This window comes from Qipengyuania gelatinilytica (assembly GCF_019711315.1).
Classification (GTDB): Bacteria; Pseudomonadota; Alphaproteobacteria; order Sphingomonadales; family Sphingomonadaceae; genus Qipengyuania; species Qipengyuania gelatinilytica.
In genome coordinates, this window is record NZ_CP081294.1 from 2,377,574 (window position 1) to 2,397,193 (window position 19,620).

The 19,620-nt window shown below is 62.6% G+C and carries 11 protein-coding genes; 6 read left to right on the top strand and 5 right to left on the bottom strand.

What is annotated here, in order from left to right; genetic code table 11:
* Positions 1-60: 60 nt before the first annotated feature.
* The 3 genes from K3136_RS11840 (at position 61) to K3136_RS11850 (ending at position 3,996) form a co-directional block, all read left to right on the top strand.
* On the top strand, positions 61-609 hold the full coding sequence (locus tag K3136_RS11840) for a hypothetical protein (RefSeq protein WP_221430508.1): 549 nt from the start codon (positions 61-63) through the stop codon (positions 607-609).
* Positions 606-1,628 (top strand): hypothetical protein, encoded by a 1,023-nt coding sequence (locus tag K3136_RS11845; RefSeq protein WP_221430509.1) that lies wholly within the window; start codon positions 606-608, stop codon positions 1,626-1,628. Before K3136_RS11840 ends, K3136_RS11845 begins: the two co-directional genes overlap by 4 nt.
* Before the next feature lie 205 nt (positions 1,629-1,833).
* On the top strand, positions 1,834-3,996 hold the full coding sequence (locus tag K3136_RS11850; RefSeq protein ID WP_221430510.1) for a S46 family peptidase: 2,163 nt from the start codon (positions 1,834-1,836) through the stop codon (positions 3,994-3,996).
* 57 nt (positions 3,997-4,053) lie between these two features.
* On the opposite strand, the gene K3136_RS11855 is transcribed toward K3136_RS11850, so the two are convergent.
* The 5 genes from K3136_RS11855 to K3136_RS11875 form a co-directional block, all read right to left on the bottom strand.
* Positions 4,054-4,746, bottom strand: coding sequence for a hypothetical protein (locus K3136_RS11855; RefSeq protein ID WP_221430511.1), 693 nt, complete (start codon positions 4,744-4,746; stop codon positions 4,054-4,056).
* Between the two features lie 17 nt (positions 4,747-4,763).
* Complete coding sequence (locus K3136_RS11860) at positions 4,764-5,552, bottom strand: hypothetical protein (RefSeq protein WP_221430512.1); 789 nt, start codon at positions 5,550-5,552, stop codon at positions 4,764-4,766.
* 197 nt (positions 5,553-5,749) lie between these two features.
* Positions 5,750-6,055, bottom strand: a complete 306-nt coding sequence (locus tag K3136_RS11865) for a hypothetical protein (RefSeq protein WP_221429168.1) — start codon at positions 6,053-6,055, stop codon at positions 5,750-5,752.
* Between the two features lie 165 nt (positions 6,056-6,220).
* Positions 6,221-9,076, bottom strand: a complete 2,856-nt coding sequence (locus K3136_RS11870) for a M16 family metallopeptidase (protein WP_221430513.1) — start codon at positions 9,074-9,076, stop codon at positions 6,221-6,223.
* A 39-nt stretch (positions 9,077-9,115) separates the two neighbouring features.
* Positions 9,116-11,353 (bottom strand): penicillin acylase family protein, encoded by a 2,238-nt coding sequence (locus K3136_RS11875; RefSeq protein WP_221430514.1) that lies wholly within the window; start codon positions 11,351-11,353, stop codon positions 9,116-9,118.
* Between the two features lie 136 nt (positions 11,354-11,489).
* On the opposite strand from K3136_RS11875, the gene K3136_RS11880 reads away from it, so the two are divergent.
* From K3136_RS11880 to K3136_RS11890, 3 genes are all read left to right on the top strand, one after another.
* Positions 11,490-12,938 (top strand): ATP-binding protein, encoded by a 1,449-nt coding sequence (locus K3136_RS11880; protein ID WP_221430515.1) that lies wholly within the window; start codon positions 11,490-11,492, stop codon positions 12,936-12,938.
* Positions 12,939-13,073: 135 nt separating this feature from the next.
* Positions 13,074-15,650: an ATP-dependent chaperone ClpB gene (clpB, locus tag K3136_RS11885; RefSeq protein ID WP_221430516.1), complete on the top strand. Its 2,577-nt coding sequence runs from the start codon at positions 13,074-13,076 to the stop codon at positions 15,648-15,650.
* A 405-nt stretch (positions 15,651-16,055) separates the two neighbouring features.
* Positions 16,056-19,577, top strand: a complete 3,522-nt coding sequence (locus tag K3136_RS11890) for a TonB-dependent receptor domain-containing protein (RefSeq protein ID WP_221430517.1) — start codon at positions 16,056-16,058, stop codon at positions 19,575-19,577.
* Positions 19,578-19,620: the final 43 nt, after the last annotated feature.

Below are 19,620 nucleotides of genomic sequence, written 5' to 3' on the forward strand. Positions count from 1 at the left end.
CAGTATTGGGGGTCGCTAATGGGTCTTGCCCGTCTAGCTTTGCTTGCCTTGCCGCTTTCCGTGGCTGCGCAGGCGCAATATGTCGACGAACCGCTGCCTCAGCGGGAATTCACCGAAGCAGAAATCGAAGCCGTGCCGATGCCGGTGCTCGAATTCGACATGGCAGAAGCCAAGGTCGACGATTTCGAGAAGTATTTCTACTTCCACCGCGAAGACACCGATTTCGCGACGGCCTACTACGACATCACCGAATGTGATGCGCTGTCGAGCGGGATCAGCTTCTACGCCGGTCCGACCGCAGGCGACATGGCATCGAACATGCTGCAGTACGGAGTGCTTGCAGGCGGCATTGGCGGTGCGATCGGCGGGCTGATGGCCGATGCCATCTTCGGCTCTGGCGAACGTCGTAAGCAGCGCCGCCTGAACATGCGCAACTGCATGTTCTACAAGGGCTATGACCGCTACGGCCTCGAAAAGGACCTGTGGCAGAAATTCAATTTCGAAGAAGGCAACGGCAAGACCGAAGCGACCGAGCGCGAGAACAAGCTGCTGATGCAGGCGCGCGTCGCATCCGGTCCCAAGCCCGAGCAGGGGAGGGTCGAACCATGAAAATGATCCGCAAGGCAATCGCCGCTGTTGCCACGGGCGCAGCACTCGCAGTCGCTGCTCCTGCCATCGCGCAGGAAGTCGAATATGACGCCATCGAGGAAAAGAACCTCCTCAAAGGCAAGGAATCGATCGCGGCCGACAAGGGCTACATCCTTCTCACGCTTCCAAATCGCGGGAACGGCCTCTTCGTCAAAACTCCCGATGCAGATGACATCGCGGAATATACCGAAGAGTGGGAAGAGAAGTTCGAGAAGGCGGAAAAGCGTTATCTCAGCCGCCAGGCGCGTTACGAAAAACAGCTGGCGATGTGGGAAAACCAGCGCACCAAGCGCTCGCCGCGCCCCGAAGCGCCTGAAGTCGTCACGCGAGAGACCTTCAGCATCGGCGATATCGAGCGCCGCATGCTGGTATCTTTCGGACCGCAATACGTGTTCTCTAAGAACAAGGACGGCGAGAAGAGCTATTCCTACATGATCGAGGTCGAGCCGGGCACCTACACCTATTACGGTCCGATCTTCTACATGCCCAACGGCCAGACCCTGGGTACCTGCTACTGCATGGGTACGGTCAAGTTCGAGGTCGAGGGTGGTGAGATTACCGACCTTGGCACTTTCCTCGCGCAGGAATGGGCGAGCGACGAGGACGTACAGGCAGCAACCGTGGGTTACGAGCCCACCGGTCGCGAACCGAAGCCGGTTGAATATTCGAACTTCGCCAGCCTCGCGGACTACGATGTCGTCCAGGCCGATCTGCGCGCTGCGGGAAAGATGAACAACTTCTTCGGCATCCTTATCGGTCGTCACCCGCCGGTCGATGGTGTGCTCGCTTACGAGCGTGACCGCATTATCGACGTGAAGGCGCGTGAAGAACTGGCCGCGATGGAAGCGGAAGCCGAAGCTGTCGAGGAAGCGATGGAGGCTGTCGCCGAAGCCGCCGAAGCTATCGACGAAGCGGAAGCTGCCCTGGAAGAGGCCGCGGCCGCTACCGGAACGGAAGCTACGGCGCAGACCGAAGACTAAGGTCTCCGGCACTCGAGCCAGACACAAGGCACCGCGGGCGCAAGGCTCGCGGTGCCTTTTTCGTTGCGCCATGCCCGTTTGACGGGCGCTACCGACTGTTCGACGAACGGCAGGCCGCCTTGCTTGCGGCTTTCGACCATTCTTCCTAGGAAGTGAAGCATCCCGCGCGAGGGGTCGCGCGCTAAATCTAGGGGACTCACTTTCCATGCGTAAAACCGCCACTGTCGCCGCCCTTCTGGCGTGCGCCGCTTCTGCACCTATTGCCGCCAAGGAAGGGATGTTCACGCCCGACCAGCTGCCCGAAATCGCCGAAGACCTTCGCGCGACCGGCCTCGAAATCGATGCCGAAGCGCTGTCCGACCTGACCGGCTTCCCGATGGGCGCTATCGTCTCGCTGGGCGGCTGCTCGGCCAGCTTCGTTTCGGAAGTCGGCCTCGTGGTCACCAACCACCATTGCGCGCGCGGCTCGGTCCAGTTCAACTCGACCGCCGAGAACAACTATCTCGAGAACGGCTTTCTCGCGAAGACCTTCACCGAGGAACTGCCCGCGGCTCCCGGCTCGCGCATCTACGTGACGACTGCCTTGTCGGACGTGACCGACCGCGTGCGCGACGGCATCGACACGATGAGCCCGACCGAGCGCTATGACGCGATCGAGCAGCGCCGCAAGGATATCACCGCCGAATGCGAAGAGAAGGCCGGCTATCGCTGCCAGGTCGCCAGCTTCTATGGCGGCGCGCAGTACAAGCTGATCGAGCGTCTCGAGATCCGCGACGTGCGCATCGTCTACGCGCCTGCCGACAGCATCGGCAAATACGGCGGCGACATCGACAACTGGATGTGGCCGCGCCACACCGGCGACTTCGCCTTCTACCGCGCCTATGTCGCTCCCGACGGGTCGGCTGCCGACTATTCGGAAGACAACGTCCCCTACCAGCCCGAACACCACCTCAAGGTAAGCGCATCGGGCCTGAAGGAAGGTGATTTCGTGATGGCCGCAGGCTATCCGGGTTCGACCTCGCGCTACGCGACGCTGGCCGAGGTGGAGAACACTTTCAGCTGGTCCTACCCGACCTATGTCACGCTGGTGAACGACTGGATCGACACGATCGAGGAAGCTGCACCCGAAGGTTCGGACGCGCGCGTGAAGTACGAATCGCTGCTGGCCAGTCTCAACAATTTCGAGAAGAACACCCGCGGCCAGCTCGAAGGCGCACGCCGGGTCGGCCTCGTCGAGCGCCGTGCAGAACGTGAAGAAGCGCTCGCCGCCTGGATCGCTGCCGACGAGAGCCGCGCCGCTTATGGCGAGGCGATTGCCGGCCTCCAGGCGCTGTCGGAAGAAAGCGCCACCGCAGCCCGCCAGGCTTTCTGGTACAATTTCGCGACCCGTCCGACGCTGCTCTCGACCGCGCAGCGCCTCTACCGCCTTGCGCATGAGCGCCAAAAGGACAACGCGCTGCGCGATCCGGGCTTCCAGGAACGCGACATGACCTTCTTCCGCCAGGGCATGCAGGCGATCGACCGTCGCTACGATGCTTCGGTCGACAAGGCGCAGTGGCTGCTGTTCCTCGACACCTACATGGACGAGCCTGCAGCTAACCGTGTCGCCGTGTTCGACGAGGCGCTCGGCCTTACCGACGAGCTCGACGAAGCCGCGCTCTCGGCCAAGCTCGACGCTTATTACGCCGGCACCACGCTGGGCGATGTCGACACACGCCTCGCGCTGATGGAAGCAACCCCGGCCGAGCTCGAAGCGCTCGACGATCCCTTCATGCAGCTTGCCGTCGCACTCTACGATTATGAGCGCGGCCTCGAGGCAGAAGGCGAAGAACGCGCCGGTCGCGCACAGGCGCTCCGCCCGGCCTATATGGAAGCGATCACCCAGTGGCAGCGCAGCCAGGGCCTCCAGACCTATCCCGATGCGAACTCCACCCTGCGCGTGACCTACGGCACCGTACGCGGCGGTTCGCCCGAGGATGGCATAGAATATCTGCCGTTCACCACGCTCGAAGGCATCCTCGAGAAGGACACGGGCGAATATCCGTTCAACGCTCCCGAGCGCGAGCTCCAGGAAATTCGCGAGAAAGATTACGGCAAATACTACTCGCCTGAAGTCGGCTCGGTGCCGGTGAACTTCCTGTCCGACCTCGACAGCACTGGTGGCAACAGCGGCTCGGCAACGCTCAACGCGCGCGCCGAATTGGTCGGCCTGCTGTTCGACGGGACGTTCGAAAGCGTCAATTCGGACTGGGACTTCGATCCGCGCACCACGCGCACGATCCATGTCGACACCCGCTACATGCTGTGGGTGATGGACAAGGTCGACGGCGCGCAAGGCCTGATCGAGGAAATGGACGTGGTCGACTAAGCCACTTCTTCGGAAAACATGAAGGGCCGCCGGTGAAAATCGGCGGCCCTTTGTGTTTCACCCCCCCGTAATCAGCGCATCGAAGACTACGTAGGTTTCCGGGCCGAACCTGACGGTCACCTCGTCGCCGTCGCGCGTCGAGGTCAGCTCCCATCCAGCAGAGCCGTCCGCCTGCGCGCTGTCAGCGCCATAGGGAGTGGTGCCGTTGAAGAAGATCGCGCGCTTGCGACCGTCGGGCTTGGTCACCTCGACCAGATGCGTACCGTCCTCGCCCCAGTTGCGCTTGACCCCCGCGTCGCAGGTCTGTGTGGGCGGTCCGTCGTCGAACCCGCATTTCAACATCGTGGTGGCGTTGTAATCGGTGCCCGGGACCTTGGCATCGCCTTCGCCATAGGCTGGCTGTGCCGAACCGTTTTCTCCCATGCCTGCGTTGGCATCGCCCATCGGGATGCTGACGAGGCGCACGCCCTCTGCGGTGTCGACAATCGTGCCGCCCACCGCTTCGGCAGAGGCCTGGTCGGGGCAGCCGACGAGCACCGCGCTGTCGTCGAGATAATTGGAGGTCGCGGCGCTTTCGCCGAGATTGCGACAAGGATCGCCTGCATCGGGATAGCCTTCACCGAAAGGAGCGAGGGTGTCCGGGATGGCGACCATCTCGCCGGTCGCGGGCGCCTCGGGTTCGGTTTCCCCGCCACCGCAAGCGGCAAGGGCGAGCGCCGAAGCGCCCGCCACAATAAGTTTGAACTTCATGCTGGCACCTCCTGCGTTCAGCGGCACTTGGGATGGCGACCGATGTCGCGCAGGTCGTAGAAACGGCCATCGGCAATCGTCACCTGGACGCACTGGTTCGACTGCGCGCGCCACTGGATCGAGTAGCGGGTGTTACCACTGGTGAAGTTGTCGACCTGGCGGAAGCCGCGGCGTTCCAGCTCGCTCATGCCGCCTGCTGCCCGTGCATCCTTGAGGTCCTTGAACCGCGCTACCTGCGCGTGTCCGCCGCGGCCGTAGTGATGCTCGGCATTGGCCCTGCGCTCGTCCACACCGGCATGGTAGCCATCGACATAGGCCTGCGATTTGTCCGGGTTGTGGAAGGGGTGGTGGTAGAGACCGTCGGTATGGCCGCGCTCGAACTGCCGATCCGTGTCGCGATCGTCGTAATGCTTGCCGTCCTCGTGGTGATGCGACTTATGGCCGAGGATCGCGCCGAGGATGGCGGCGCCAGCGACGACACCGACGGCTGCTGCGGCATCTGAACCCTTGTGATGTCCGCAATCCTGGTCGCTGGCATCGTTGATGGTCATCACCCGGCCATCGTACACCTCGACATTGACGCAATCGTCGTCCGCGGAATCCCACCAGTAGCTGTAGACATAGCCGTTTGACTGCTTGTGCGTGGAAACGTGGGTGAAGCCGCGATCGCGCAGCTGGTATTCGGCATCGCGGCCAAGCGATCCGTTGATGAATGTGAGTTCACGGGCTTTTTCCGCCATCGCCGGAACGGCAATCATCGAACCCAGGGCGACACTCGCGACTACGATCTTCGAAATTTCGGTCATGCTTCCTCCTTTGCGCCACCGTCAGGATGACGCTGCTGCCAGAATGCGAGTCGACCCGAAAAATCGTTATGCGACATGTATTAAGGCGAAAAATGGCGAAAATGGGGTGGCGAGGTGACCGGCCGGGACGGGCACGCAAAAGAAAAGGGCCGCCGGAGCATTCCTCCGGCGGCCCTTCCTGTGTGCTGTGAGGCGGCTTAGCCCTGGCGTTCGCCGGTCAGCGCCATGTCGCCGAATGCGCCGGCATTGACGGTGCCCGTCAGCTGGTCGCCATTGACGGTAGCCTTGCAGTTGAGCGTCATCGGCATCGGCACGGTCATGTCCATCGCCCAGGTCAGCTCGTCGCCGTTGATCTTGCCGTCCTTGACGTCCATCGAACCCATGCCGCCGGCCATCGAGCCGGTGAAAGTGTTGCCATCGTCACCCGGAACGACAGTGAAAGTGCCCTTCTGGTCGCCCATCGGGCTCTTGACGACGGTGTCATAGGTTCCTGCTACGGACATGCGTATTCTCCTTTTGATGCGGTCGCTCAGCTGAGTGGACCGCGCAAACTCTGCGGGCTTGTTTACACGTGTGTCAGTTAGGTTCAACTGCAAAGCCCATGGGTAAAAAAGGGGCGAGAACCGCTCTGTGTTCCCGCCCCTCGATTATTCCCGGTTACGCCGTGCTTACTCGTCGGCGGGAAGTTCGCGAACCTCGATCGGCAGGCCGAGCGGTTCGAGCTGTTCCATGACCTGTTCGGCATCGCCGACCACCAGCCAGATGAAATTGTCCTCGTTCAGTGCGGCGCGGGCCGCAGCGTCGAGGCCGGCCGTGGTCTGGCCCTGGTACTTCTCGACCAGCGTTTCGTAATAGTCGTCGGGACGGCCGTAGAGCGCGTTGTTCTGCAGGGCGCCAAGCACCGAGCCCGAAGTTTCGAAACGGCCGGGCAATTCGCCGACTTCCGAGGCGACGTTGCGGGCCAGCTCTTCATCGGTCACGCCGCGGGTGCTCAGGAATTCGGAGATTTCCCGGCGCACTTCGGCGAGGCTGTCACCCGTACGGTCGGCCTGGACGCCGCCGGCGGTGAAGTAGACCACTGCGTTCTCGAAGGTCTGCGCACCACCGCGATAGCCGTAGCTCCAGCCCTTGGTCTCGCGCAGGTTCATGTTGAGACGCGCGAGGAAGTTGCCGCCCAGCGAATTGTTCGCATTGGTGAAGTCAATGTAGTTCTCGTCGCGTGCATCGAGCGGCGTGAGCTGTGCGCCCACGATGTAGCTCTGCGGCGAGTTCGGGCGGTTGTAGAGGATGATGCGGTTGCCCTGCGTGGCCTGTCCGGTCGCCGCGAAGGTCTTGGTGCCTTTCGCTGCAGCCGGTGCATTCCAGTCACCGAACACCGCGTTGAGCGAAGCGACGACTTCGGCCAGCGGCTTGTCCGAGACGACGAAAACCTCGCCATTGTCCGGACGGATCCAGCGATCCTTGAAGGCGCTGAGGTCGGCGCGGGTGATCGCGCTGACGCTTTCGACCGTGCTCGCCCCGCCATAGGGATTGGCCTCGCCGAAGATCTCGGCAGGCATCGCGCGGAAGGCGATGCCGTTGGGCGACTTCATCTGCTGGCGTATGCCGGTGATCGTCTGCGTGCGCACACGTTCGAGATCGGCTTCGTTGAATGCCGGGTTGCGGATGATGTCGCTCATCAGTTCGAGCGACGGCGTGAGGTTGGAAGACAGCGCCGACAGGGTGAAGGTCGAACGGTCGCTGCCGCCGCCGGTCGAGATGGTCAGGCCCAGGCGTTCACGCTCTTCGGCGATTTCCTGGCTGGTCATATCGGCGGTGCCCTCGTCGAAGAGGTTCATCGTCAGATCTTCCAGACCGCGCATTCCGACCGGGTCGGCTGCGCTGCCGGCATTGAACGACATGGTGACATAGGTCGCCGGGACCGCGTCGCGCTGGGCGTAGGTCACCTTCATGCCGTTGTTGAGCGTGGCACGCTCGACATCGGGGAAGTCGAGGGAGGCGATCGTGTCGATCGGCGGCGCGGGGCGCACGGTGGTGACGGTCAGCTCTTCCGCGTCGCGGTTGCGCTCGCTGGCGTTCTCGTCATCGGCCGCGACCGAAGCCGCTTCTTCGTAGCTGTCGTCACGCTCGCCCGGTTCGAGGATGAGGGTGAAGGCCGGACGCGTCATCCAGCGCTGCATCGCGCTCTTGACCTCTTCCGGCGTCAGCGTGGCGAGCGTGTCGAACTGGCTCTTGTAGAAGCCCGGATCGCCGGCGAGCACTTCGCCGCGAGCCAGCGTCACCGCCTTGCCGCCAAAGCCGCCGACCTGTTCGAGGCCGCGAATGGTGCCGGCAAGATCGCTTGTGGCAGCACGGCGGACTTCGTCAGCCGTCGGGCCCTCAGCGATATATTCGGCGATCAGCTCGTCGAGGCGGGCTTCCAGAGTGGCGAGTTCCACACCCGGCTTGAGCGTTGCACTGACGCTGAGGATGCCGACGCGCTGGAAGTCGTAATTGCCGGCGCCTACGCCGACAGCCAGCTGTTCGTCACGGACCAGGACCTCATCGAGACGGCTCGATGCGAGGCCACCGAAGATGCTCGCACCGACGTTCAGCGCGGTCAGTTCCTCGCTGGTGATGCCGGGCACCGGCCAGTATTTGGTGATCGTTGTCGCCGCGACATTGTCGCGCATGACGCTGCGCTTGTCTTCGGAGAGGGTCGGAACTGCCGCTTGTGCGGGATTGTTCACCGGACCGCGAGCGATCGGACCGAACCACTTTTCCATCAGCGGCTTGGCTTCTGCGGCGGAGATGTCGCCTGCCAGCACGACTGTGGCATTGTTGGGGCCGTACTTGTCGCGGAACCAGCTCTGCACATCGTCCATGGATGCGCTGTCGAGGTCGGCCATCGAACCGATCACCGAGTGGCCGTAGGGGTGGCCTTCGGGGAACATGTTTTCGAGGATTTCATAGAAGACGAGGCCGCCAGGCTGGTTGTCGCCCTGGCGCTTTTCGTTCTGCACGACACCGCGCTGGTTATCGAGCTTCTCCTGCGTCACCGCGCCGAGCAGGTAGCCCATGCGGTCGCTTTCCAGCCACAGCGCACGTTCAAGCGCAGGGCGCGGCACTGTCTGGAAGTAATTGGTGCGGTCGAAATTGGTCGTGCCGTTGTAATCGGTCGCGCCCATTTCCTGCAGGTACTGGAAATAGTCGTTCGGCGCGTTTTCCGAGCCGTTGAACATGAGGTGTTCGAACAAATGGGCAAAGCCGGTCTTGCCTTCGGGCTCGTCCTTGGAGCCCACATTGTACCATACGGCGACGCCGACGATCGGGGCCTTGCGGTCTTCGTGGACGATCACATCGAGGCCGTTGGCAAGCGTGAACTTTTCGTAGGGGATGGCGACCTGGTCGACCAGCGTGGTCAGGCTCTCGGTCTCTGCAACCTGCTCCGTCGCGACCGAGGCGCTGGATACAGGCTCGGACGAATAGGAGGAACACGCCGATACGGCGAGGGCGATAATACTGGTCGAAATTAGGCGCTTCATGTGGCTCTCCCCAGAAGAATAGACAGGCTGCTTAGGCAATTACGGATTGTGCGTCACCCTTTTCCGGCTGACGGCATTGGCGAGGACATCCTCGCGCCAGAAGTAGACCGGTTTCAAGCGGTGCTGGACGAACAGCTCCATCTGGTCTGCGTAATGCGGTGAATCGGGACGGGTCGTCGCAGCGCCATAGGGCTGGATCGACTGCGAAGTGACGCGTTCGCCAGGCATCCATTCCACCCACTGGATGAAACTGTCGCCGTGGCGCACGGCAAGGCGGCCGTCCTCGTTCACGTCCCAGAGCGTGGAGGCGCGCAGCGTATCCGATCCGCCGTCGAGAGGCAGGTCGATGTCGCCCTGCCGCAGGCGCAGCAGGTCGCTCATCGGCGGATCGATCCGGCCGAAATGGGTCTGCAGGTGCGCGACATGGGCCTCCAGCTCTTCACGCACGTCCGGCCATTCCTTGTTCTGGTAGGACGAGGACATGAACTCGCGGATCATCAGCAGGGCGAGCGCGTCGGCGCGATCCTGGCTGTCGGCATTGAAGTCCCAGCCCAGCAGCATGTCACGAGCCTCTGCTAGCTCGGCGTTGTCCGACAGGTCGAGCGCCTCGAGATCGTCCCACAGCCGCGCGATATAGCCTTCGCGGGCATAGCCGGTGTCGTATTTGATTCGCCTGAGCGCCTCGCGATCGAGGAGCTCGCTCTCACTCAGCAGCTTGAATGCGCGCCGCGACCGGTTGGTCTGTTTCAGTTCGACGCCCAGTTCCGGCGCAAAGTCTTGCGCGGACAGGTCACTGCCGTCACCGGCCGCGGTGAAGGGCGTGTTGTTGGCGTTGTAGAGCCAGCCCGAGGCAGGGTTCACGAGGCGGGGCAATTCCTCGTAATCGACCGCTCCCTCCCAGACGAGTTCGGGATCCGTCCCGTCGAGCACGCCGCGCCAGTTCGGTCCTTCCGGCCGGTCGGGAATGGCGGCGTTGTAGACATAGGCAATATTGCCGAGAGCATCGGCGTAGATGAAGTTGGTGGAGGGAATGTCCATCCGGGCAAGAATGCCTTCCCATTCTTCAAGCGTTTCGGCCTTGTTGAGCCGGTAATAGGCATCGAGCTGGCCGAGATTGTCGATCCCGCCGTAACGGAAAGCGAAATAGCCATTGTCGTTCTTGATGACAGGGCCATGGACGCTGCGCAGGACGTCGCGCGAAATAGGCAGGGTGACGGGGCCGATGCGGACCGGAAGCATGACGCTCTTGCTCTCGAGCTCGCGCCATTCGCCGCCGAAACGGTAGCGGGTTCCGCTCTCGTCCATTTCGAGTTCGTAGACATCGACCATGTCGGGCGTGTTGACCGTATTGGTCCAGCCGAGGTTCCGGTTGTGGCCAAGGAAGGGGAAGGGCGATCCGGGGAAGTTCGCCCCGGCATAGTGCCAGCCTTCATCGCTCTCGACCACCAGCTCGTACCAGGCGACGCCGCCGCGCAGCGGCTGGTGGCTGTTGGAGATAAGGGTGGTCGGGCCGCCGGACTTTTCCGGACGGACCGCAAAGGCGTTGGAACCTGAAAGCGCGCCGTCCTCGCCCATGTGGAGCGGCAGGGCGCGCGCCTGTTTCCCGCGCTCGGGCAGGGCGGGCGGGGTGGGGGCGTTGTCTTCCAGCGCCGGAGGCGGCGGTGCGTCGGGGCGCGGGAATCCGGGGATGTCGGGACCCTGTTCGGGACGCAGGTCGCTGCCCTCGACCAGCGGCTGGATCACGCCATTGAGGCCGAAGAAGAAGGGCTGGCGCAGCGCAAAGCCTGCCGCGACATCGCGTCCGTCGACCGGGAAGAGGTTCGCCAGTTTGAGCTCGTCGGGGTTCTGCTGCGCATAGTCGTTGAGACCGGTGGCATAGGCTTCGAACAGGGCGCGCGTATCCTCGGGCAGCTGCGGATAGTGCCGCTCCGCCGTGCCGCGCGCATCGAGCAAATGATAGACATAGTCGATCGCCGCTCCGTCCTCGCCCGCGATCGCGCCATAGCGCCCGCGGGCCATGGCGATTACGTCCTGCAAGGTGGCGAAATCGTCCTCTGCATGGGCGATGGCAACGCCGTAGGCGACGTCGCGATCGCGCTCGCCATAGATATGCGGCACGCCGTAATCATCGCGGATGATTTCAGCCGAATAGCTTTCCGTGCTGCGCGTTATATCGTCGCGCTTGGCCCAGAAAGGCTCCCAACTTGCCAGTGCAACGAAAGCCACGAGGGCGAGTGCGACCAGGGCGAAACCGATCCGCCCGAACCATTTCGACATAGAATATCAGTCCTCTCTTGAAACCTGCCTAGCGATGCTGAGCGGGAGTCGCAATCGGCAGCGCAGCGATCATGCTGGGCAAAACAATGGTTAGCGCCCTTCCACATTACGGATTCGGCCCGCTAGCCAAGTTTTCGTGACAGCGCAGATCACCATCGGCCACGAAACGTCCGGCAAGCCGGTCGAATTCGACATCGAGGAACTCCTCGCCACCCGTCTGCTCGTCCAGGGCAATTCGGGAAGCGGCAAGTCGCACCTGCTGCGAAGGCTGCTCGAAGAAAGCGCTGGCATGGTCCAGCAGGTGGTGATCGACCCTGAAGGCGACTTCCCTTCCCTGGCGGAAGAGTTTGGCCATGTGGTCATCGACGGTTCTGCATATTCGCCGGGCGAGATCGAAGCGCTCGCCCGCCGCATCCGCGAACACCGTGCCAGCGTCGTGCTAGACCTCGACGGGCTGGAGGTCGAACAGCAGATCCGCTGCGCCGCGCAGTTCCTGACCGCCCTGTTCGATGCGCCGCGCGAGCATTGGTATCCGGCGCTCGTGGTGGTCGACGAGGCGCAGATGTTCGCGCCTGCCGCTGCCGGCGAGATGGCCGAGGATACGCGGCGCATGACGCTCTCGGCGATGACCAACCTCATGTGTCGCGGCCGCAAGCGCGGGCTTGCAGGCGTCGTCGCCACGCAGCGCCTCGCGAAGCTCGCCAAGAACGTCGCGGCGGAAGCCTCGAACTTCCTCATGGGGCGCACATTCCTCGATATCGACATGGTCCGCGCAGCCGACTTGCTCGGCATGGAGCGGCGTCAGGCAGAACGTATCCGCGAGCTGGAGCGCGGACACTTCCTCGCGCTGGGTCCTGCGATCACGCGTCTTCCGATCGCCTGCAAGATCGGTCCGGTGAAGACCGGGCACCAGGCGCGCAGCGAAGGCTTGATGGCGCTTCCCGATACTGCGCCCGAAGACATGGCGGACCTGCTCACCCGTGATCTGGCGAGCGATGTCGCGACACCCGCACCGCCGCCGGCTCCGCCTCCCGCACCTTCGATGGACGAGATCGCCGACAACATCGCTCACGCAGAGGAGCGCCAGGTCGAATCACCCGCCGAAGCGGTGGAGCCGTCAGCGGTGATGATGCGGATCGAGGAAATCATCGGCGAACTCGCCGCGCAGGAAGGCATCGCTTTCCAGTCGGCCAGCGCGCAGTACCAGACTTTCCTCACCACCTGCCGCCGAGAGCGCCTGATCGGCCCGATGCCAGACATGCATGCCTTCCGCCGCAGGTTCGCGATTGCCGGCGCAGGGCTGGGCGATCTTGGCGAAGAAATGACGGCGCGCATCATGCAGCTCGCCAGTGCCGTCGACGAGGACCTGCTCGGCCCGTTCCTCGTCATCGCCAAGGCGGCGCATGCTGGCGAAACGCAGGTCGACGAGAACGAGCTGGCGCGCGCCTATGGGACAAGTTCTCCGGGGCGTATCCGCCGCCTGCTCGATCATCTCGAGCGACAGGGCTTCATCGTCGTGCGCGAGGATTTCGGTGGCGGGAGGACGGTGATGGTGCCGGGCCTCGAAGGGCTGCCGGCCGAATAATTTTGCCCTTGCCTCTCGCCAATCGGCAGGGCACCCCTATATGCGACTAACACACCTCTCTAAAATTTCAGGCGGGGTCTTGTGTTGCATAAGCGCCACACCATATGCAGGCGGTAATTTGATGGGATATTCTCGATGAATCTCGAAAAGTTCACCGACCGCGCCAAGGGCTTCCTGCAGGCCGCGCAGACGGTCGCAATCCGCATGAACCACCAGCGCATCACGTCTTCGCACCTGCTGAAGGCGCTGCTCGATGACGAGCAAGGCATGGCCGCGCAGCTGATCCAGCGCGCGGGCGGCAATGCCGGAGTGGCGATCACCGAAGTCGACACGGCGCTGGGCAAGATTCCGGCAGTGTCGGGCGGCGGCGCGCAGCAGACGCCGGGCCTCGACAATGATGCCGTGCGAGCGCTGGACCAGGCAGAACAGCTTGCCGAAAAGGCGGGCGACAGCTTCGTGCCCGTGCAGCGCATCCTCCAGGCGCTGACGCTCGCTGATAATGACGCGGGCAAGGCGCTCAAGGCGGCTGGCGTGGATGCCAAGTCGCTCGAGGAAGCTATCCAGGAAGTGACCGGCGGCCGCACCGCAGACAGTGCAGGCGCGGAAGAAAGCTACGATGCGATGAAGAAGTACGCGCGCGACCTCACGCAGGCGGCGCGCGACGGCAAGCTCGATCCAGTGATCGGCCGCGACGAGGAAATCCGGCGCACGGTCCAGATCCTCGCCCGACGCACCAAGAACAATCCCGCCCTCATCGGTGAGCCCGGCACCGGCAAGACCGCGATTGCAGAAGGCCTCGCACTGCGCATCGCCAATGGCGATGTGCCCGACAGCCTCAAGGGTCGCACGCTCATGTCGCTCGACATGGGCGCGCTGATTGCTGGCGCGAAATATCGCGGCGAGTTCGAGGAGCGTCTCAAGGCCGTGCTCGACGAAGTGAAGGGCGCTGAAGGCCAGATCATCCTGTTCATCGACGAGATGCACACGCTGATCGGCGCCGGCGCCTCGGAAGGCAGCATGGATGCGGGCAACCTCCTGAAGCCTGCGCTCAGCCGCGGCGAGCTTCACTGCATCGGCGCGACCACGCTCGACGAGTACCAGAAGTATGTCGAGAAGGACCCCGCGCTGCAGCGGCGCTTCCAGCCCGTCTATATCGACGAGCCCAGCGTCGAGGACACGATCTCCATCCTGCGCGGCATCAAGGACAAGTACGAGCTGCACCACGGCGTTCGCATCACCGATGGTGCGATCGTCGCCGCGGCGCAGCTGTCGAACCGCTACATCCAGAACCGCTTCCTGCCCGACAAGGCGATCGACCTTATGGATGAGGCGGCTTCGCGTATCCGCATGGAAGTGGAAAGCAAGCCTGAGGAAATCGAGGGCCTCGACCGCCGCATCATCCAGCTGCGGATCGAGGAGCAGGCGCTGCAAAAGGAAACCGACCAGGCTTCCAAGGACCGCCTGGAATCGCTTCGCAAGGAATTGAGCGAGCTCGAGCAGCAGTCCTCCGAACTCACCACGCGCTGGCAGAACGAGCGTGACAAGATCCATGCCGAAGGCCGGATCAAGGAAGAGCTCGATCATGCGCGGATCGAACTGGAGCAGGCGCAGCGCGCCGGTGACCTCCAGAAGGCAGGCGAGCTGCAGTACGGCAAGATTCCCGAGCTTGAGAAGAAGCTCGAGGAAGCCTCAGGTCACACCGAAAACGCGCTACTCAAGGAAGAAGTCACCGAAGACGATATCGCCGGCGTCGTCAGCCGCTGGACGGGTATCCCGGTCGACAAGATGATGGAGGGCGAGCGGGAGAAACTGCTCGACATGGAGAATATCCTGTCCAAGCGGGTGATCGGCCAGTCGCAGGCGATCGATGCCGTGTCGAAGGCCGTGCGCCGCGCGCGTGCGGGCCTGCAGGACCCCGGGCGTCCGCTCGGCAGCTTCCTGTTCCTCGGCCCCACGGGCGTTGGCAAGACGGAACTGACCAAGGCGCTTGCCGGCTTCCTGTTCGATGACGACACCGCCATGGTCCGCATCGACATGAGCGAGTTCATGGAAAAGCATGCGGTCGCCCGCCTCATCGGCGCGCCTCCGGGTTACGTCGGCTATGAAGAAGGCGGCGTGCTGACCGAAGCCGTTCGCCGCAGGCCGTACCAGGTCGTGCTGTTCGACGAAGTCGAGAAGGCACACACCGATGTCTTCAACGTGCTGCTGCAAGTGCTCGATGACGGCCGCCTGACCGACGGGCAGGGCCGCGTGGTCGATTTCAGCAATACGCTGATCATTCTCACCTCGAACCTCGGCAGCCAGTATCTTGCGAGCATGACCGACGACCAGAAGGTCGAGGATGTCGAGCCACAGGTCATGGACGTGGTGCGCGGACATTTCCGACCCGAGTTCCTGAACCGGCTGGACGAGATCATCCTGTTCCACCGCCTCGCCCAGGAGCACATGGCCCCGATCGTCGATATCCAGGTCGCGCGGGTCCAGAAGCTGCTCAAGGATCGCAAGATCGTTCTCGACCTCACCGACGGGGCGAAGAAGTGGCTCGGCCGGGTAGGCTACGATCCGGTCTATGGCGCGCGTCCACTCAAGCGCGCGGTCCAGCGCTACGTGCAGGACCCGCTCGCCGACATGATCCTTGCGGGCAATGTCCCCGACGGGTCGACCGTGCGGATCGACGAGGGCGACGGCGCGCTCGAAATGAAGGTGTCCTGATTGCACTCCAGGGGCGCGCGAAGGCACTTCGCGCGCCCTGTCATAAGGCCGCGACAAGACAGGCGATTCGCATATCGCATTCGAATGCCGGAATGCCGCCGCGATCACGCGTGAAATATAATAAGCCCAATATCGCGGCTGGATAATAGATTCTTACGCAGGCTTTTCCCGTAGGCCGTAGGGGGCTGCGAAAGTTGTGTGATTTGGGCAACAATTCCCCCAAAACCGCCGCTGGCGCTTTGACTTGTACCTACGGTTAACGCAGAAACCGGTGCAGTTGGGACTGGGGGTCCGTCTTCCCGGAATAATTCAACGCAATGGATTCAGGCGCCACTAGGGGAGCGTCGCATTGCGAGTCCGGGTGGATGGAAAGCGCAGTTCCGGTTGTCGCGACTGGAGTATTCAATGCGAAAAATTCAATTCAACACGATCAAGGGTCTCGCCTTCTCGGCGTCCGCCTTGGCGCTCATTTCGGGTGGCCAGGCTTTTGCGCAGTCCAGCGACGCTGACTGCCCCAAGGGCCAGGAAGAAGTCGACGGCAAATGCGTCGTCAAGGACGGTGTAGACGGCGTTTCGAACAATGACGCCGGCAGCCAGGACGTTGTCGACGTAACGAGCACGGGTGCCGATGGCTCGCAGAGCGCTGGCGCCATCGTCGTCACCGGCTCGCGTCTCAAGCGCGACACCTACTCCAGCATCTCGCCGCTGCAGGTCCTGACGACCGAAAGCGAGCAGGAAGCTGGTCTGTTCGATCCGACCTCGATCCTGCAGCGCTCGGAAAGCGCCGCCGGCGTCCAGATCGACGCAACCTTCCAGGGCTTCGTGCTCGACAACGGCCCGGGTTCGACCACTCTCGACCTTCGCGGCCTCGGCGCAGACCGTACGCTGCTCCTCATCAACGGCCGTCGTCTCGCACCGGCCGGTGTGGAAGGCGCACCGACCGCTCCTTCGCTCAACCTGCTGCCCAGCACGCTGATCGACCGCTACGACCTGCTCCTCGACGGTGCATCGTCTGTTTACGGTTCGGACGCTGTTGCCGGTGTGGGTAACGTCATCCTCCGCAAGGACTTCGACGGTCTCGAGCTGACCGCATTCGGAAACATCAATCCCCAAGGTGGCGGCGACGACTACACGGTCGGCGCAGCCTGGGGCTTCAACACCGACCGCGGCTTCTTCGGCATCGGCGCGGAATACGATTTCCGTGACAGCATCCGCCTGAGCGACCGTGACTTCTTCCGTGGTTGTACGACCAACCTCGATATCACCAACACCGGTGAAGTCCGTCGCCTGACGATCGACCAGCAGGCCAACGCGCTTGCCGACTCGGGCGGCACCGTCACCACCTCGACGAGCGAATGTATCCAGGACGGCTTCAACAACCGTATCATCATTCCGTTCACCAACGTCGGTTCGATCTACCGTGACGACAACACCTACTTCGGTGGCCAGACCGGTAACTCGGGTATCCCGGGCTACTCGGAATCGTTCTTCGGTGGTCCGGTGGATGCCAATGGTGACGGCGTTCGCGACATCGATTTCCTGAACGACTACAACCTCAACGGTGCGAACCCCGAGCAAACGTTCCTGAGCCAGCAGAAGCGCTACAACGTCCTCGCATACGGTGAGTACACCTTCCCGGGCGAAGCGAACATCACTCCGTTCTTCGAAGCGATGTACACCCGTGCGGAAATCCGTGGCGAGAACGAGTTCTTCGCGCAGATCTTCCCGTATGTGCCGGATAACAACGCGTTCAACCCCTGTAACACGGATGTTAGCGGCGTTGACTGTCGTTCCGACACCGAAGGTTCGCTGCCCGGTTCGGGTCTGACCGGCTTCGGTCCGATCTCGGTCCGTCCGGTCTTCGCCATCGAAGGCGACCGTAACAACACCGATGTCACGCAAGAGCAGTATCGCGGCGTGTTCGGTGTTCGTGGCGACCTGCCCTTCATCTCGCCGAGCTGGAGCTTCGAAGTTTCGGGCGTCTACTCGTACGCAGACGGTAAGTCGAACGTTCGCGGTATCCGCGAAGACAAGCTTGCCTTCGCTCTGGGTATCGACCCGACGATGGACTTCGACGGCGACGGCGTGGTCGACAACAACGGCGACGGCATTGCCGACGACTACAACTCGGGTGTGACCATCGGTAACTCGTTCATCGCACAGGTCACCGGCGGTCTGCCGGCGATCGATCCGTGTGATGCATCGGCGCTCGCCAACCCCGATCTCGCCATGCCTGACCTTCTCGACGGCTGTGTCGCGGTCAACCTGTTCGCCGACAGCGTGCTGGGCTCCGCCCAGGGCGATTTCGCAACGCAGGCCGAGCGTGACTACGTCTTCGGTAACCGTTCGTTCGACACCACCTATGAACAGATCGTCCTGAACGCGTTTGTCACCGGTGACCTCTTCACCCTCCCGGCCGGCCCGGTCGGCGGTGTGTTCGGTGTCGAGTATCGCCGCGACGAGATCAACTCGATCGCTAGCGATGTGGCTTCGAACGGCCTGTTCTTCGGCTTCTTCGCCGACAGCGGCGCCACCGGTTCGAAGGAAATCAAGGAAGCGTTCGGTGAAATCGACATTCCTCTGCAGGCTGGCAAGCCCTGGGTCCGGGAACTGAACCTGAACCTCTCGGGCCGTATCACCGACGAGGAATTCTACGGCACCAACTACACCTACTCGATCAAGGCCGGCTGGCGTCCGATCGAGCCCCTGCTGCTCAAGTTCAGCTACGGTACTTCGTTCCGTGCGCCGAACCTGCGTGAGAACTTCCTCGGTTCGCAGTCGGGCTTCACCTCGGTCACCGACCCGTGCGCCGTGCCTGACCAGGCATTCGACGTTGCAACCGGTACCTACGATCCGACGAACGAAACGCGTGACCAGCGCATCCTCGACAACTGTATCCGTGAAGGTCGTGACCCGTTCACGGTCGGTTTGCAGATCGATCCGACCACGGGTCAGTCGCTTTCGCCGATCCAAGTGGCCAGCGTGGAAAGTACCCGCGGCGGTGCACTCGACATCGATCCGGAAACGTCGCGCTCGCTGACTGCCGGTTTCGCTTTCGAAGAAACCTTCGGTGACGGCTGGGACTTCGCCCTGAGCACGAACTACTACGACATCAAGGTGAAGGACTCGATCATCGCTCCTTCGGTCGGGTTTATCGTCTCGGACTGCTACACGCGTGAAGATCCGCAACGTTCGGCCTTCTGTGACCGTATCACGGCATCGACGACCGGCTCGCAGCTGATCTCCGACGTGTTCGCTGGCTTCATCAACCTGAACGAAGAAAGCGTCCGCGGTCTCGACTTCAACGGTCGTCTGGCCAAGGAAGTCCAGGCGTTCGGAACGCTCGTAGACCTTGGTCTTAACGTTCGTGCGAACCACCTGATCGAGCGCAGCACGCTGTTCATCGACGACACCACCGGTAACTTCATCAGCGACCGCGATGACGGCGAAGTGGGTCTCCAGAAATGGACCGGTCGTGCCACGTTCACGGCAGACATCGACAAGTGGCGTTTCACCTGGAACACCCGCTACATCGGTGGCTTCGACCAGGATCCGGACAACATCGACCCGTTCTCCGACGTCTTCGGTTACGACCCGGATGGCAACTTCATCGGTCAGACGGGCAGCACCTGCCTCGGTGGCGGTTCGCGTGACGCGAACGGCGTTCCGGACGGTGTCGTCGTCGGTGACGGTGTGTACTGTCGCCCGATCGGCTACGCCGACGAGCAGTTCCTGCACACTACGTCGATCCGCTACCGTGCCGACACCTGGGACCTCCTGGTCGGTGTGAGCAACGTCTTCGACACCGCTCCGCCGCAGGTCAGCCCCTTCGCTTCGGGTATCACCGATATCTCGAACACGGTGCTTGGCGCAGGCTACGACTATAACGGGCGCGAATTCTTCGCCCGCATCAATATCCAGTTCTGATTTCATTCAGAACAGGGTACTAAGTTTGGGCGGCCTCGCGATT

What these genes read in the sequence shown, in the direction of transcription:
- K3136_RS11875 (WP_221430514.1), bottom strand. Translation starts at nt 11,353, where the DNA reads ATGTCGAAATGGTTCGGGCGGATCGGTTTCGCCCTGGTCGCACTCGCC.
- K3136_RS11890 (WP_221430517.1), top strand. Translation starts at nt 16,056, where the DNA reads ATGCGAAAAATTCAATTCAACACGATCAAGGGTCTCGCCTTCTCGGCG.
- K3136_RS11865 (WP_221429168.1), bottom strand. Translation starts at nt 6,055, where the DNA reads ATGTCCGTAGCAGGAACCTATGACACCGTCGTCAAGAGCCCGATGGGC.
- clpB (WP_221430516.1), top strand. Translation starts at nt 13,074, where the DNA reads ATGAATCTCGAAAAGTTCACCGACCGCGCCAAGGGCTTCCTGCAGGCC.
- K3136_RS11845 (WP_221430509.1), top strand. Translation starts at nt 606, where the DNA reads ATGAAAATGATCCGCAAGGCAATCGCCGCTGTTGCCACGGGCGCAGCA.
- K3136_RS11870 (WP_221430513.1), bottom strand. Translation starts at nt 9,076, where the DNA reads ATGAAGCGCCTAATTTCGACCAGTATTATCGCCCTCGCCGTATCGGCG.
- K3136_RS11855 (WP_221430511.1), bottom strand. Translation starts at nt 4,746, where the DNA reads ATGAAGTTCAAACTTATTGTGGCGGGCGCTTCGGCGCTCGCCCTTGCC.
- K3136_RS11850 (WP_221430510.1), top strand. Translation starts at nt 1,834, where the DNA reads ATGCGTAAAACCGCCACTGTCGCCGCCCTTCTGGCGTGCGCCGCTTCT.
- K3136_RS11860 (WP_221430512.1), bottom strand. Translation starts at nt 5,552, where the DNA reads ATGACCGAAATTTCGAAGATCGTAGTCGCGAGTGTCGCCCTGGGTTCG.